The sequence below is a fragment of the Streptomyces sp. NPDC002104 genome, assembly GCF_053593795.1.
Map to the genome: position 1 here is coordinate 1 of NZ_JBSFDF010000023.1, position 14,253 is coordinate 14,253.

Annotated in this window: 15 protein-coding genes; 13 read left to right on the top strand and 2 right to left on the bottom strand. The window is 70.2% G+C overall.

Annotated features, from left to right (window positions below; all coding sequences use genetic code 11):
- Positions 1-171: 171 nt before the first annotated feature.
- Positions 172-1,509 (bottom strand): M14 family metallopeptidase, encoded by a 1,338-nt coding sequence (locus tag ACWCP2_RS20290; protein WP_450909976.1) that lies wholly within the window; start codon positions 1,507-1,509, stop codon positions 172-174.
- Between the two features lie 118 nt (positions 1,510-1,627).
- The gene (locus ACWCP2_RS20295) at positions 1,628-3,325 is read right to left on the bottom strand and encodes a chitinase (protein ID WP_450909977.1); all 1,698 of its coding nucleotides are present in this window, start codon (positions 3,323-3,325) and stop codon (positions 1,628-1,630) included.
- 359 nt (positions 3,326-3,684) lie between these two features.
- Between ACWCP2_RS20295 and ACWCP2_RS20300 the strand changes: the two genes are divergently transcribed.
- The 13 genes from ACWCP2_RS20300 to ACWCP2_RS20360 all read left to right on the top strand — a co-directional run bounded on the left by ACWCP2_RS20300 (position 3,685) and on the right by ACWCP2_RS20360 (position 14,253).
- Complete coding sequence (locus ACWCP2_RS20300; protein WP_450909978.1) at positions 3,685-4,704, top strand: hypothetical protein; 1,020 nt, start codon at positions 3,685-3,687, stop codon at positions 4,702-4,704.
- A gap of 39 nt (positions 4,705-4,743) precedes the next feature.
- Positions 4,744-5,448, top strand: coding sequence for a Flp pilus assembly protein CpaB (gene cpaB, locus ACWCP2_RS20305; protein WP_450909979.1), 705 nt, complete (start codon positions 4,744-4,746; stop codon positions 5,446-5,448).
- Positions 5,449-5,455: 7 nt separating this feature from the next.
- A complete protein-coding gene (locus ACWCP2_RS20310) occupies positions 5,456-6,766 on the top strand; it encodes an AAA family ATPase (protein WP_450909980.1) in 1,311 nt (436 codons plus the stop codon).
- Between the two features lie 3 nt (positions 6,767-6,769).
- On the top strand, positions 6,770-7,147 hold the full coding sequence (locus ACWCP2_RS20315) for a TadE/TadG family type IV pilus assembly protein (protein WP_450909981.1): 378 nt from the start codon (positions 6,770-6,772) through the stop codon (positions 7,145-7,147).
- Between the two features lies 1 nt (position 7,148).
- Positions 7,149-7,568 (top strand): TadE/TadG family type IV pilus assembly protein, encoded by a 420-nt coding sequence (locus ACWCP2_RS20320; protein WP_450909982.1) that lies wholly within the window; start codon positions 7,149-7,151, stop codon positions 7,566-7,568.
- Complete coding sequence (locus tag ACWCP2_RS20325) at positions 7,565-8,953, top strand: CpaF family protein (RefSeq protein ID WP_450909983.1); 1,389 nt, start codon at positions 7,565-7,567, stop codon at positions 8,951-8,953. The genes ACWCP2_RS20320 and ACWCP2_RS20325 overlap by 4 nt, the downstream gene beginning before the upstream one ends.
- The gene (locus ACWCP2_RS20330; RefSeq protein WP_450909984.1) at positions 8,950-9,888 is read left to right on the top strand and encodes a type II secretion system F family protein; all 939 of its coding nucleotides are present in this window, start codon (positions 8,950-8,952) and stop codon (positions 9,886-9,888) included. The genes ACWCP2_RS20325 and ACWCP2_RS20330 overlap by 4 nt, the downstream gene beginning before the upstream one ends.
- Positions 9,889-9,901: 13 nt before the next feature.
- Positions 9,902-10,792, top strand: coding sequence for a DUF5936 domain-containing protein (locus ACWCP2_RS20335; protein ID WP_450910074.1), 891 nt, complete (start codon positions 9,902-9,904; stop codon positions 10,790-10,792).
- Positions 10,793-10,795: 3 nt separating this feature from the next.
- Entirely contained in the window at positions 10,796-12,031 is a 1,236-nt protein-coding gene (locus tag ACWCP2_RS20340) for a sensor histidine kinase (RefSeq protein ID WP_450909985.1), read from the top strand.
- Positions 12,031-12,720, top strand: coding sequence for a response regulator (locus tag ACWCP2_RS20345; RefSeq protein WP_450909986.1), 690 nt, complete (start codon positions 12,031-12,033; stop codon positions 12,718-12,720). Before ACWCP2_RS20340 ends, ACWCP2_RS20345 begins: the two co-directional genes overlap by 1 nt.
- A 110-nt stretch (positions 12,721-12,830) precedes the next feature.
- Positions 12,831-13,031 (top strand): hypothetical protein, encoded by a 201-nt coding sequence (locus ACWCP2_RS20350; protein ID WP_450909987.1) that lies wholly within the window; start codon positions 12,831-12,833, stop codon positions 13,029-13,031.
- Positions 13,031-13,636: a pilus assembly protein TadG-related protein gene (locus ACWCP2_RS20355; protein WP_450909988.1), complete on the top strand. Its 606-nt coding sequence runs from the start codon at positions 13,031-13,033 to the stop codon at positions 13,634-13,636. Before ACWCP2_RS20350 ends, ACWCP2_RS20355 begins: the two co-directional genes overlap by 1 nt.
- Before the next feature lie 29 nt (positions 13,637-13,665).
- On the top strand, positions 13,666-14,253 hold the full coding sequence (locus ACWCP2_RS20360) for a hypothetical protein (protein ID WP_450909989.1): 588 nt from the start codon (positions 13,666-13,668) through the stop codon (positions 14,251-14,253).

A 14,253-nucleotide genomic window follows, 5' to 3' on the forward strand; every position in this document is an offset into this window, starting at 1 on the left:
GTACGCCCAGTACGCGAACGCCCCGGCAGCACGCCCAGGCACGGCACCAGACGCCGCGGGCTCGGCCGACAAGATCCGAAAGAGACGACCTAGGCGAAGGCCCGGCCCGGCGGGTGCGCGAAGGGGCGCCCCCCTGGCGGTGGGGCGCCCCGGCTCACGCGTCGGCCGGCGCTACGGGCAGTACTGCGCCTGCTTGCCGATCGACCGGTACATGCAGTCCGCGTTCTCCAGGAGCTGCAGCACCGCCTCCTTGTTGCGCGCCGTCTCGCGGTCGATGACCTCGTCCGGCGGGTAGAAGCCGCTGCTGCCCGAGTCCGTCGGGTACATCTCGAAGGTGTAGGCGAAGATCTTCTGGGTGCCCCACAGCCAGTCGTCGATCGTCCCGTCGGTGATGTACAGGTCGCTCGACTGCTCCGGCGTGTAGCCGTTGCTGGCCGCCATGCTGGTGCCGATCTTCTTGTACACGGCCAGGTCGTCGGCGCTCAGTCCGGGCGCGGTGTCGTTGTACGTCCACCCGAACGGCCACAGCACGAGCTCGCTGTACGTGTGGAAGTCGATGGCGGCGGTGATCTGCTGCTTGCCGCCGACCACGCGGCTGCGCACGAAGTCGGAGACCACCTTCACCTCGGGCGCAGACTCGGCGGCCGCGCCCCGGTAGGTCTCGGAGCTCTTGCTGCTGCTGGAGCCGCCGCAGCAGCCCCACTTGTAGTTCCAGTTGCGGTTCTCGTCGGTGCCGACGTAGGAGGAGCCGGCGTTGGGCTGCCGGTTCTTGCGCCAGGACCGGTACGAGCCGGAGGCGATGTCGTACTCGCCGCCGTCCGGGTTGAGGTCCGGCACGATCCAGATCTCGCGGCCGTTGACCATGTTGGTGATGCGCGAGTCGGTCCCGTACTTGGAGCCGAACTCCTTGAGCAGGTACAGGGCCATCTCGACGGTCAGGTGCTCGCGGGCGTGCTGGTGCGCGGTGAAGAGCACCTCGGGCTCGGCCTCGTCGGTCGCGACGTTGTCACTGATCTTGATCGCGATCAGGTCCCGGCCCTGGTAGGACTTTCCGATGACCCGCTTGCTCATGAGCGCGGGGTACTGGGCGATGCGCTGGTCGATCTCCGCGTTCGCCTCGGCGTAGTTGTGGTAGAGCGCGTCCTTCGACGGGAAGTCGTTGATCCCGGCGGCGATGTCGCGCGCATCCCTGCGGTCCGGCGGTCCGGGCAGCGCGGTCAGCTTGTAGCCGAGGGCGCGCAGCTTCGTGGCCTGCATCGTGTCGGCGCTGACGACGACCGAGCGGGCGTCGACCTCGTCGATGGAGGCGCCGGTACGGAGCAGGGCGGTGCGCTCGACCGCGGTGGCGGGGCCCTGGATCTCGTACTGGGCGATCGCCTCGTCCTGGGTGGCGGTCGACGGGGTGGGCGGAGGGGCTGCCGTCGCGCTCAGGCCGTAGGCGGGTGCGCCGAGCGCGAGCGCGAGAAGGGCCGCCGTGACGGCGGCCCTTCGGCGGTGGTGGAGCCGCATGCGTTCTCCTGGGTGGGAGTGTGGGGGTAGCCGTGCGGACGCGCACAGCGTGCTCTTATGGCATGTCCGGGTCAAGAACCCGAAATCGGCCAATCAGCCAACCCCACACACCTACCTGCTACGGCAGGCCGTGGACCTTCGGACCCACCGCGTTGGACCAAGCGCCACCCGCTTTGGCGTCCCAGTTGGTCGACCAGGTCATCGCGCCGCGCAGGCCGGGATAGGTCTTCGAGGGCTTGAAGGTCCCGCAGCCCGTGCCCCTGGCCAGGCAGTCCAGCGCGTTGTTCACGATGGCCGGGGAGACGTAACCGCTGCCCGCGCCGCTGGGGGAGGCCGGGACCCCGATGCCCACCTGCGAGGGGTCGAGCCCGCCCTCCAGCTGGATGCAGGCCAGCGCGGTGAGGAAGTCCACCGAGCCCTGGGAGTAGACCTTGCCGTCGCAGCCGAGCATCGCGCCGGAGTTGTAGTACTGCATGTTGACGACGGTGAGGATGTCCTTCACCGCCAGAGCCGTCTTGAAGTAGCCGCCCTGGGTCGACTGCATGTCGATGGTCTGGGGGGCCATGGTGAGGACGAGGGAGGGGCCGGCCTTGGCCGCCAGCGCGCGCAGCGCCTGGGTCATGTAGGTCGGGTTCAGGCCGTTCTCCAGGTCGATGTCGATCCCGGTGAAGCCGTACTCCTGCATCAGCGCGTACGCGGAGTTCGCGAGGTTGGTCGCCGAGGCCGAGTCGCTCACCGAGATGGTGCCCTTCTCGCCGCCGATGGAGAGGATGACGGACTTGCCGGCCGCCTTCTTCGCGGCGATGTCCGCCTTGAACTGGGGGACCGTGTAGCCGCCGAGGCCGGCCGAGTCCAGGGTGAAGGCGATGGCGCCGGGCGTGCTCGTGGCGTCGGCGAAGGAGACGGCGATGATGTCGTACTGCGCGGAGACGTCGGAGATCTTCTGGACGGTCGCGCCGTTGTTGAAGTTCTGCCAGTAGCCGGTCACCGCGTGCTTGGGCACCGACGGGTTCGGGTTGCCGCCCCCGCCGCTCGTGGTGGTGCCCTGGACGGCCGGGCCCTTCACGCCTTCGCCGGCGGCGTTGTACGCGCTGACCTGGAAGGAGTACGTGGTCGACGCGGCGAGCCCGGTGATCTGCGCGGAGGTGCCCGAGGTCACGGTCTGGACGCGGACGCCGTCCTGATACACGTAATACCCGGCGGCCCCGCTGACCGTGTTCCACGAAAGGGTGAGCCCGCTGGAGCTCTGGCCGGAAACGGCGCTGCCGGACGGTGCGCCGGGGATGGTCGGCGAGGGGTCGGTGCCGCCTCCGCCGTCGGGGCCGAAGACGCTGAACTCGTCGACCACGAAGCCGGGCTGGCCGTACCAGCCGTGGGTGTAGACGGTGACCTGGGTGGTGCTCGGGCCGGTGGTGAAGGTGGTGGACAGCTTCTGGAAGCCGCCGCCGGTGCCGGGGGTCCAGGTGGACACGTCCTGCGTGCCGGTCCCGGTCGCGCCGAGGTACACGTACGAGCCGTTGACCTGCTCGCTGAGCGTGTAGGTCGAGCTCGGCTTGACGGTGACGACCTGGCTGCACCGGGCGTTGTCCTGGCCCGACGGGGTGGCCTTGAGGGCGCCGGCCCCCGCGAAGACGGGGGAGGCGACGACGGCGCCGCTGCCCGAGGTGCAGGTCCAGTTGGTGAGGCCGGACTCGAAGCCGCCGTTGCGGACGACGTTGACGTCGGCGGCCTGGGCGGTGCCGGCGGCCAGGGCGGTGAGCCCGCCGGCGGCGAGGGTCACGGCGAGCGGGACGGCGAGGGAGCGTATGCGGTTCACGTGGGCTCCGGTGGGGGGAGTGGGGATGTGAGAACGCGTCAGACATCGGTGCGGGGCATGTGGGGTGCCCCGCAGCCAAGTTGGTCTAGTCCAATGTCCATGTCAAGAGTGTTTGCAATATGGCTTGAACTGATCGATCTGCCTGCCGTCCTGCCATCCTTGTTGTCCGGATTTTCCCGCCCTCACTGACACGTGCCCGTGGCACGGGAATGTGCAAGGCCCTGCCCTGTCAGGAAGGACGTGGATATGGTGCTGGGGCAAGGGGGAAGGGTGTTGATCGTTTGCGGTCGCGCAGCATGCGCGCACCCGCCGCGGTCAGGGGAACGCCCGTGGATGACGGGGTGAACGGGGGGATGCGCGTGCCGATCGCCATTGCTGTCACCAGCGCCGATCTGGTGCTGCCGGCCCCGGACCGGCACACCCCGGCCGCAGCCGTCCTGCCGCCGCCCGAGGAGCTCGACCTGGAGGGCGCGCTCGCCCAGACGGCCGGCCTGCTGGAGCGCCACGGCCACCTGGTGGTCCTCGTGCCGACCTGGCTCCGCGCCTCCGCCGTCCGCCGCCTGCACACCGTCCGGGCCATCCTGGAGACCGACCGGATCGCCCTCGTCGACGTCGATCTCCCTCCGCTGGGCTTCGCCCTGCTGGTACGTCAGCTGCGCCAGCTCAGCATCTGCGACTTCAGCCCCGGCGTCCTCGCCTCCGCCGCCCGCCTGCTCGCGCACTACATCTACGCGGGCGCCCTGCTCGGCTCGGTCGCCAAGCTGGACCGGGTGCCGGTCGGGCTCAAGGCGCACGCCAAGTCCTGGTCCCCGAGCGCCCAGTTCGCCGTACTGGCCCACCCGGCCCCGCACCTGGTCAAACTGGGCTCGGGCTCCGGCGGAACCCACGGCGGCGGCGCCACCCTGCCCCCGGGCCCCGACTTCGCCACCCACCTCACCTTCGCCCGCGGCCAGCTCGCCTCCGACTGGGTGGCCTCCGACCTGGCCCCCGCCTGGCGGGTCCAGGGCGTCATGGAGAACCCGCTGCCCGCCGACTCGGCCGCCTGGTGGGCCACACCGAAGCTGGTGGAGTTCGCGGCCGCCATCCCGGACCCCTCGGTGCTCTACCAGCTCGTCGCCTCGGTCCGCCGCGAGGAATGCCGCTGGTGCGGCTTCGAACTCATCGGCGACCGCTGCGGCTTCTGCGCCGCCCCACTGCTGCCGCCGGCGGCCCCGGCGGCGGCGGGCTCGGCGGCGGCACCGGCATCGGCACCCGCATCCGGCCCGGGCCCGGGCTCGGGCTCGGGCCCCGGCTCGGGATCCGGCTCCTCCGGCCCGGGTTCCGGCTCCGGCTCCGGCTTCGCGGACCGGCTCCGTCCCAGATCCAGACCCAGACACTGACCGGCCCGAACGAATGAAGAACGGCGAGGTAAGACGGCCATGAACTCACGCCAGCGCCGCGGCGTCATCCTGCTGATCCTGTCGGTCCTGTGCGCCCTCGCCGCCTTCGGCGGAGTCCTCGTCGTGATGGGCGACGTCAACTCCAAGGTCGGCAACGAGGTCACCGCCTACCGGGTGAAGGGCGACATAGCCCCGTACACCCCACTGGCGGCCGGCCAGTTCGAGCAGGTCACGGTCCCCGAGCGGTGGCTGTCCGGGACCGCCGTCACCGACCTGGCCGTCCTCAGGGACAAGCTGGCCCTCACCACCCTGAAGAAGGGCTCGCTCCTCCAGAGCGACATGTTCGTCGACAAGCCGAAGCTCCAGGCCGGGGAGCAGGAGATCGCCATCATGATCGACGCCTCCACGGGCGTCGCGGGCAAGATCACCCCCGGTGCCAAGGTCAACATCATCGGAACGTTCAAGAGCAAGAAGGCGGACGGCCCCGACCAGTCGGTGCTCATGGTGGCCAACGCCCGCGTCATCAACGTCGGCAAGCTCACGCCCCTGGACGCCAAGGACGCGGACAAGAAGAGCCCCACCGACGGTGTCCCGATCACCTTCGCCCTGTCCACCAAGGACACCCAGCGCGTGGCCTACGCCGAGTCCTTCGCAGTCCACGTACGCCTGGCCCTGGTGGCCCCCGGCACCGACTCGGCGCCCAACCCGGGCGACCACTTCTACACCCTCGAAGGGGACAAGTGAGGCGCCGATGACCACTCGCATCCTCCCCGCGGTCGGCGACCCGGAGTCCGCCCGCGTCATCGCCACCCTGCTCAGCCAGCTCCCGGCCGCCGAGCCGGCCGCCCCCGTCCCCGACTCCACCTTCCTCCTCGACACCCTCGCCCGGCTGGCCGCCGAGTCGATCGACGAGCTGCCCGAGGTGGTCCTCGTACACGAGCGGATCGGTCCGCTCCCCGTCCTGGACCTCATCCGCGAGGTCGCCCTGCGCTTCCCCGCCGTCGGCGTCGTCCTCGTCACCTCCGACGCGAGCCCCGCCCTCTTCGCCGCCGCCATGGACTCCGGCGCCCGCGGCCTGATCGGCCTGCCCCTCGCCTACGAGGAACTCGCCGCCCGCGTCCAGGCCGCCGCCCAGTGGTCCGTGGGCGTACGCCGCCACCTGGGCCGGGGCCCGGAACTGCCCAGCGGCCCGGGCGGCAGGGTCGTCACCGTCACCGGGGCCAAGGGCGGGGTCGGCGCCACCTTCGCGGCCGTGCAGTTCGCACTGGCGGCGGTCGCGGCCGGGCGGCGTACGGCCCTGGTCGACCTGGACCTCCAGGCCGGCGACGTCGGCTCGTACCTCGACGTGCAGTTCCGCCGCTCCATCGCCGACCTCGCCGGCATCCAGGACATCTCCCCGCGCGTCCTGTCGGACGCCGTCTACGACGACCGCACCGGCCTCGCGCTGCTCCTGGCCCCGGCCGACGGGGAACGCGGCGAGGAGGTCGACGACCGGGCCGCCCGGCACGTGATCGCCGCCCTGCGCGCCCGCTACGAGCTCGTCGTCATCGACTGCGGCACCCAGGTCACCGGCGCCAACGCGGCCGCGGTGGAGCTGGCGGACGTCGCCGTCCTGGTCACCACCCCGGACGTGGTCGCGGTACGGGCCGCCAAACGGATGGTCCGCATGTGGGAACGCCTGCAGGTCAGAAAGGCCGAGGAGACCACGATGGTCGTCAACCGCTGGTCCAAGCAGACCGAGATCCAGCCCGCCCTGATAGAGAAGATCACCAAGACCCGTTCCGTACGCACCCCCGTGCCGGCCGCCTTCAAGGAACTCCAGGCCGTCGTCGACGCGGGCCGCGTCCAGGACCTCGACAACCGCTCGACGGTCAAGCAGGCCCTGTGGACGGTGGCGGGAGAGCTGGGCCTCCTGACCGCCCCGGATTCCCCGGACGCGCCGGCGACGCCCGAACCCGGCGCGGCCCTGGCCGTACGCGGCGCCGGGGCGGTGGCCCGGCTGCGCGGCAGGGGCGACCGGGGGGCACTCGGCCCGTGGTCGCGGCGCGGGCGGGAGGGCTGAGGGGTGGACGGCCGGAGACGGTTCCGGTGGCGGGAGCGCGGGGACGACGGGCAGCTCGTGATCGAGTTCGTCGGCATGCTGCCGTACATCCTGCTGGCCGTGGTGGCGGTCTGGGAGATGGTGCTGATCGGCTACGCCTTCTCCCTGGCCGGGAACGCGGCGGACGAGGCGGCACGGGCGGGGGCGGTGCACGGAGGCGGTGCGTGCCAGGAGGCGGCGGGCGAGCACATCGGTGGCGCCTGGGCCATGACCGCGACCTGCGGGAAGTCGGGGAACCTCTACACGGCCACGGTCCGGCTCAACCTCCCGATCCTGTTCCCGGGATTCAACATCGGCGTCCCCATCGAGGGTTCGGGCGGCTCACCGGACGAGGAGGACTGACATGAACCGGATCCGGATCCGGCTCGGCGGTATTCGCCGAGGCCGGCGCGGCGAGGCCCGGCGCGACAGGGGTGCGATCTCCCTGGAGTACCTCGGGTTCCTCCCCATCCTGCTGCTGGTCGGACTCGGCGGCATGCAGCTGGGCTGGTCCGCGTACGTGGTCCAGCAGGCCCAGACCGCCGCCCGTACGGCGGCGCGCGTGGAGGCCCGGGACCCGGGTGCGGGCGTGGCCGCCGGACGTGCGGCGATCTCGGCGAACCTCGCGCGGGGAGCGACGATCGACCCGCCGGTGAAGACCCGTGACTCGGTCAGGGTGAGGGTGACTCTCACGATCGAATCGGTCGTCCCCGGAGTGGCCGACCGGACGGTCACCCGGAGCGCCGTCATGCCCAACGACGACCCGAAGGTGACCGGACCATGAGCCTGCGTTCCAGGGTCAACACCCCCGACGAGCGGCACAATCCGCGCGAGGACGGCCGCCTGGTCTCCTCGTACCGTGCCAAGCTGCTCGAGGAGATCGACCTCGCCGAGATGTCCGCGCTCGCGCCCGCGGAGCGCCGCGCGCGCCTGGAGCGCGTACTCGGCCACATCATCAGCCGCGAGGGGCCGGTCCTCTCCACCGTCGAGCGTGCCCAGCTCATCCGCCGCGTCGTCGACGAGGCCCTCGGCCTCGGCGTGCTCGAACCGCTCCTCGAAGACCCCACCATCTCCGAGATCATGGTCAACGGTCCCGACCAGATCTTCGTGGAGCGCTCCGGCCGCGTGGAGCAGCTCCCGCTCCGCTTCGCCTCGCACGAGCAGCTGATGCAGACCATCGAGCGCATCGTCTCCACGGTCAACCGCCGTGTGGACGAGGCCAATCCGATGGTCGACGCGCGCCTGCCCAGCGGCGAGCGCGTCAACGTGATCATCCCGCCGCTCTCCCTGACCGGCGCCACCCTCACGATCCGCCGCTTCCCCCGGGCCTTCACCCTGCACGAGATGATCGGCCTCGGCTCGCTGGACGAGCAGATGCTGCTCCTGCTCTCCGGCCTGGTGACGGCGAAACTGAACGTGATCGTCTCGGGCGCCACCGGAACCGGCAAGACCACCCTCCTCAACGCCCTCTCCGGTCTGATCCCGGAGGGCGAACGCATCATCACCATCGAGGACTCCGCCGAGCTCCAGCTCCAGCAGGCGCACGTCATCCGGCTCGAATCCCGCCCGCCGAACGTCGAGGGCAAGGGCCAGATCACCATCCGCGACCTGGTCCGCAACTCCCTGCGCATGCGCCCCGACCGCATCATCGTCGGCGAGGTCCGCGGCGGCGAGACGCTCGACATGCTCCAGGCGATGTCCACCGGTCACGACGGTTCGCTCGCCACGGTCCACGCGAACAGCGCGATCGACGCCCTGATGCGCCTGCAGACCCTCGCCTCCATGTCGGAGGTGGAGGTCCCCTTCGAGGCGCTCCAGGACCAGATCAACAGCGCCGTGAACATCATCGTCCAGCTCACCCGCTTCGGCGACGGCGCCCGCCGCATCACCGAGATCTCCCTCCTCGACTCGCACGGCCGCGAACCTTTCCGCATCACCACGGTCTGCCGCTTCGCCGCCCAGCCCATGGGCCCGGACGGCCGCGTCCACGGCCGCTTCGAGTACTACCCCCTGCCGCGCTGGCTCGCGGACCGCCTCTACATGAACAACCAGCCGATCCCGCAGGCCTTCGGCGTGGCACCGGCGGACGCCCCCTTCACCGACCCGCTCACCGGCCCCCTCCCCCTCCCCGACCCCCGCGCCGGCCGCATCACCCGGACCGCCCTGTGAACCCACTGATCTCCCTCACCCTCGGCGCCACGCTGCTGACCTGCGTGCTGGCGGTCCTCGGCATCCACGCCTACGCCACCGGCCGCGCCCAGCGCGCCGCACTCATCGAGCGCCTCTCGGCGAGCGGCCTGCCCGAACCCCTCGGTCGCAGGCGCCGCTTCCCCGCGGTAAACCGGCGCCTGCGCACGACCAAGCTGGGCCGCGCCATCGAGCGCAAGCTCGCGGTGACCGGCCTGGACCTCACCCCCGGGGAGTTCTTCGTCTACATGCTGGCCTCGGTCGCCGGGATCTGGCTGGTCGCGGCCTCGCTGCTGGCCCCGTTCTTCGGCCCGGTGGCCGGCCTGATCGCCTTGTGGGGGGCCAATGCCTTCCTCAACTGGCAGCGGGCCCGGCGCACGGAGCGGTTCATCAACCAACTCCCGGACGTGGCCCGGATCCTTGCCAACGCCACCCAGGCCGGCCTGGCTCTGCGCACGGCCATCGGGATGGCCGCCGAGGAGCTGGAGGCTCCGGCGGGCGAGGAGCTGGCCCGGGTGGCGGACCGGTTGGCAGTGGGCCACTCCATGGAGGAGGCCCTGGGGGAGATCGAAGAGCGGCTGCCCTCGCGAGAACTGGTCGTCCTGGTCTCCACCCTCGTCCTGTCCGCCCGCGCGGGCGGTGCCATCGTGGGCAGCCTGCGCAACCTGACGGTCACCCTGGAACAGCGCAAGGAAACCCGCCGCGAGGTCCGTACGCAGCTGTCCCAGGTGACGGTCACGGCGTACCTGGTACCGATCATGGGCGTCGGTTCCCTGCTCCTCGTGGACGCGATGATGCCCGGCGCGCTGGACCGCATGACGGGATCCGTCTTCGGACAGAGTGCCGTCCTGGTCGCCCTGGGGCTCTTCGCGCTCGGCTTCGTCTTCATCCGCCGCCTGACCAAGATCGCCGTCTGAGGAGGCCGGAATGATCGCGCTGCTCCTCGCCCTGGCCGTGGCCCTGTCGGTCTTCGGCGTGTTCCACGGCATCCGGCTCTACCGCGCGGACACCAAACTCCCGAGCGACCTGATGCTGGCCCTGGAGGTCGGAGCCACCCGCACGACGGCCGTCGGCTCCCTCATCGACCGCGCCGGAATCCGCTACGCCCCGCTGATACTGCGCCTGATGGGCCCGGACCGGGTGGCCCGCAAACGCCGCCAGATCGACCGGGCAGGCAACCCGTCCGGCCTCACCATCGACCGCTACGCCGCACGCCGAGCGGTTTACGCCTTCCTGGGGGGCGTCGGCGCCTTCGCCATGCTGATCAACGGCCAGCTGGTCTTAGCGCTGGTCATGGTGGCCTTCGGAGTGTTCTGGATCGAGGCCGGTCTCTGGTCGGCGATCCGGATCCGCCGCGACCACATCGAACGGACCCTGCCCGACTTCCTGGACGTCCTGGCGGTGGTCGTCAGCGCCGGGATCGGCTTCCGGCCCGCACTGGAGCGCGTGGCGGACAAGTACGAGGGCCCGTGGTCCGACGAGATCCGGATCACCCTGCAACAGATGACCATGGGCGTCAGCCGCCGCCAGGCCTTCGACGAGCTGCGCCGGCGCAACGACTCCGAGCAGGTCGCGCAGTTCGTCACCGCCCTGCAGCAGGGCGAAGAACTGGGTTCCCCGATCGTCGACACCCTCATCGCCATCGCCGAGGACATGCGCCGCACCGACGCCCAGAACGCCCGCCGCCGCGCCGCCAGGGCCGTCCCGAGGGCGACCTTCGCCGTCACCACCTTCATGCTGCCCGGGACGATGATCCTGCTCATCGGCGGGTTCTTCTACGGATCGGACGTCGACTTCGGCGCCCTGTTCGGGGGCGGCTGAGCCATGACTGTCTCGCTGGACGTCACGGCTTTCACCGCCGCGCGGGATCAGCCGCAGGTGGAGCGCCCCACGGTAAAACTGCCGATCGCCTTCCAGGTCAACGCCCTGCAGGCGCTGTGCCGCCAGGTCTTCGCCTTCCGCCTCGTGATGATCGCCCTCGGAACGCCGGTGGTCCTGAGCCGCACGCCGCCGGGGGCACCGACCCACCTGGCGGGTGGCGCGGTCCTGCTCACCTTCATGCTGTCCTACCTCCTGTTCCGAGACTGGGAACGCTTCGGACCGCTCCTCCTGCGCCACCGCTGGCCACTGGCGGTCGACTGGCTCTTCAGCGGCCTCCTCCTCATCACGGCCACCCCCGGCTCCCCGCTCCTCCTGGCCTCGGTGTGCACCCCGCTCCTGGCCGGGATCGTCTACGGCTGGCGCAGCTCGGCGGTCTACGCGGGCATCCAGGCGGCCGTGGTGGCCGTGGTGACCGAGGCCCTGATGCTGTCGATGCTCTGCGTCCTGGCCGGGGCGATCGGAGCCAGCCTCCGCGACCTGCTCCTCCGCTTCGGAACGGCCGGCCAAGCCCTGCTGGAGACCCGGGCCCGCCTGGCGGTGGCGGAGGCGGTCCAGGCGGAGCGAGACCACCTGGCCCGGGAGCTCCACGACTCCGTCTCGAAGACCCTGCACGGCCTGGCCCTGGCCGCCGACTCCCTGACCCGCACGACGGACCCGGCGGCCCTCCGCAACCAGGCCGCCCTGGTGGCCGGGGCGGCCCGCCGCGCGGTGGTGGAGTCCCGGGACGTACTGGCTGACTTGCGCCGGGACTTGGACGCCCCGGGGGTGTCCCTGGCCTCGGAACTCCGCGCCCGGATCGCCCCCGACACGGCTGAGCTGCGCGTGACCGGCACCCTCCCGGTGGTGCCTTCCCCGGTGGCCCGGCACCTACTGGCGGTGGCGGGGGAGGCGGTGGAGAACGCCCGACGGCATGCGGGGGCGGCCCGGATCACGGTGGAGGCCGCCGTTGCCGACGCCGATCTGATGCTGGTGATCGAGGACGACGGCCGGGGCCTGCCGAGTGGCGTCGACGTCGCGGAGCTGGCCAGCGCGGGCCGCTTCGGCCTGCTCGGCATGGCGGAGAGGGCGGCGGCGATCGGTGCCCGGCTCGACATAGGGACCCGCAGCGGTGGGCGGCCGGGCACACGGGTCCGGCTGGCCCTTCCGCTGTCTGCCCTACCGGCGGGGAGAGGTGTCTGATGGGGTTGCCGCTGCGCGTGCTCATTGCCGACGACAACCCGGTCGTACGGGCGGGCCTGGCGGCCCTGCTGGCGACGGTTGAAGACATCGAGGTGGCGGCGGAAGCGGCGGACGGCCGCGAGGCACTGCACCTGACGAGGCTCCACACCCCCGACGTGATCCTGTTGGACGTCCGGATGCCGGGGGTGGATGGCATCTCGGCGCTGCCCCACCTGGTGCAGCTCGCACCCGTGCTGATGCTGACGTACAGCCGGGAGTCGGAGATCGTCCGGGAAGCGCTGCTGCTGGGTGCGGGTGGCTACTTGGTGCACGGCGAATTCACGCCGGATCACCTGGTTGAAGCCGTCCGAGACGTCCGCGTGGGGCGGGCGCATTTCAGCCCGACCGCAGCGAGCGCGGTCCTCACGGAACTACGGGCCTCTTCGCATCCGCAACGAACTGTGGGACAGTCTTCGGAGCGCCTTCCCAACCATGCTGTGTACGGGCTGAGTTCGCGTGAGGAGGAGATCATGGGTCTCATCGCTTCCGGCATGAGTAACCAACAGATCGCGGCCAGTTGCTTTATCAGCGAGAAGACGGTCAAGAACCACATCAACCGGATCTTCGCGAAGCTCCAAACCGCCACGCGCAGCGAGGCGATAGCCCGTTGGCTGGGAACCGCCCGTCCGGGGGTGGCTGGCCATGGGTAGACGGAGTGCGCAGTGGGTCCGTAATTGGGTCCCGGGACCCTTTGCAACTGCTGGTGCATCGACGTACCGTCCGCGAATCGACATCGGCGCCAGGTCTGGAGAGGACTCCCATGCAGAACCTCAAGCTGCTCAAGGCGATCGTCGAACGGAAGAACCGGCTGCGGCGGGGTGCGGACGAGGGGCAGACGGTCTTCGAGTACCTCGGGATCATCGTGATCATCGCGGCGATCATCGCGGCGATCATCGGGTCTGGGCTCGCGGCCAACATCGCAGCTGCTATCGGAACCGTCTTGACGAACATCACTACCTGATGGCCGCGGCAGGCCAGCGCGACGAGGGGCAGGTTCTTCCCTTCTACGTTGCGATGATGGCCTGCCTCCTCTTCGCCGCGTTGGTCTTCGTCGCCGTTGGGATGGCGGGGGCCACGCGTAGCAAAGCGCAAGGTGCCGCGGATGCAGCCGCGCTCGCGGCTGCACAGGAGGTCAGGGACAACGCCCTCACGGGCTGGAATCTCCTCGTCCTCACGCCGGAGGATTGGACGGAGATTGTCAGGGGCCGTCGCCTCGATACCGAGGGGGTCTGTGACGCGGCGAGTGCGTTCGCTGGCACGAACGACGCCACTGTCTCGGAATGCGACATCGACGTCCCGGAGTTCACCGTCAAGGTGACTACCAATGGGACGGTCGGGGATTCGGCCGTCCCCGGGACCGAGAACATGCGTGGCCACGCCAAGGCAACGGCATTGATCGAACCACGGTGTTCCCTGCAACCCGCGCCCAACCCGCCACCGTCCGAGGGTGGCGGGCCTGTCGACATTCAGTGCCGGGATGGATCGGATATCACCGTGGATCCGTCGCATCCCGGTTCTTTGTACGAGCTAGCGAGGAAACTCTTCGTTGTGCGACTGGCTGACTGACATCGAACGAGAGATGAGGAACGGCGTACATGAGCATGCGGCAGAAGGTGAAGGTCCGTGGCGGAGCGGCCGTTGCGGTTGCGGCGGTCTTGGCCCTCGCGTTGGCCGGGTGCGGCGGAGACGGTGAGAAAGCACAGCAGCCAACGAAGTCCGAGACCCCCCAGAATCAAGGAAGCGCGCCCCAGCAGCCGGGACCCACTGCGAGCAAGGACGCTGGTCCTCCCGAAGTGATCGCTACGGCGCAGGGGCCATCCGGCGTTGTGCTGGAGATCAACTCGGCTGTGCGTAACCAAGACGGATACGTCACCGTCAGTGGCCAGATCAAGAACACAGGTTCGGCTTCATTCGTGAACATTGCGCCTTTGCGCGGTGAGGAGAGGACAGCCAGTCCGGCATCCGTCGCCGGCGCAACATTGGTTGATTCTGTGGGGAAGAAGCGTTACCTCGTGCTGCGTGATACGGAGGGCAGGTGTGCATGCACCACTGGAATCGCCTTCATCAAGGGTGGGGACAGTGCTCCCTTCTTCGCACAGTTCCCCGCGCCACCCGCCACCACCACCGAGGTCGTGTTCGGTCTGCCGACCTTTGCCGCGGCCACGATCAAAATATCCGGGTGA

Coding starts and splice junctions, on each gene's coding strand:
- ACWCP2_RS20290 (WP_450909976.1), bottom strand. CDS start 1,509: ATGCGGCTCCACCACCGCCGAAGGGCCGCCGTCACGGCGGCCCTTCTC.
- cpaB (WP_450909979.1), top strand. CDS start 4,744: ATGAACTCACGCCAGCGCCGCGGCGTCATCCTGCTGATCCTGTCGGTC.
- ACWCP2_RS20310 (WP_450909980.1), top strand. CDS start 5,456: ATGACCACTCGCATCCTCCCCGCGGTCGGCGACCCGGAGTCCGCCCGC.
- ACWCP2_RS20320 (WP_450909982.1), top strand. CDS start 7,149: ATGAACCGGATCCGGATCCGGCTCGGCGGTATTCGCCGAGGCCGGCGC.
- ACWCP2_RS20325 (WP_450909983.1), top strand. CDS start 7,565: ATGAGCCTGCGTTCCAGGGTCAACACCCCCGACGAGCGGCACAATCCG.
- ACWCP2_RS20340 (WP_450909985.1), top strand. CDS start 10,796: ATGACTGTCTCGCTGGACGTCACGGCTTTCACCGCCGCGCGGGATCAG.
- ACWCP2_RS20345 (WP_450909986.1), top strand. CDS start 12,031: ATGGGGTTGCCGCTGCGCGTGCTCATTGCCGACGACAACCCGGTCGTA.
- ACWCP2_RS20350 (WP_450909987.1), top strand. CDS start 12,831: ATGCAGAACCTCAAGCTGCTCAAGGCGATCGTCGAACGGAAGAACCGG.
- ACWCP2_RS20355 (WP_450909988.1), top strand. CDS start 13,031: ATGGCCGCGGCAGGCCAGCGCGACGAGGGGCAGGTTCTTCCCTTCTAC.
- ACWCP2_RS20360 (WP_450909989.1), top strand. CDS start 13,666: ATGAGCATGCGGCAGAAGGTGAAGGTCCGTGGCGGAGCGGCCGTTGCG.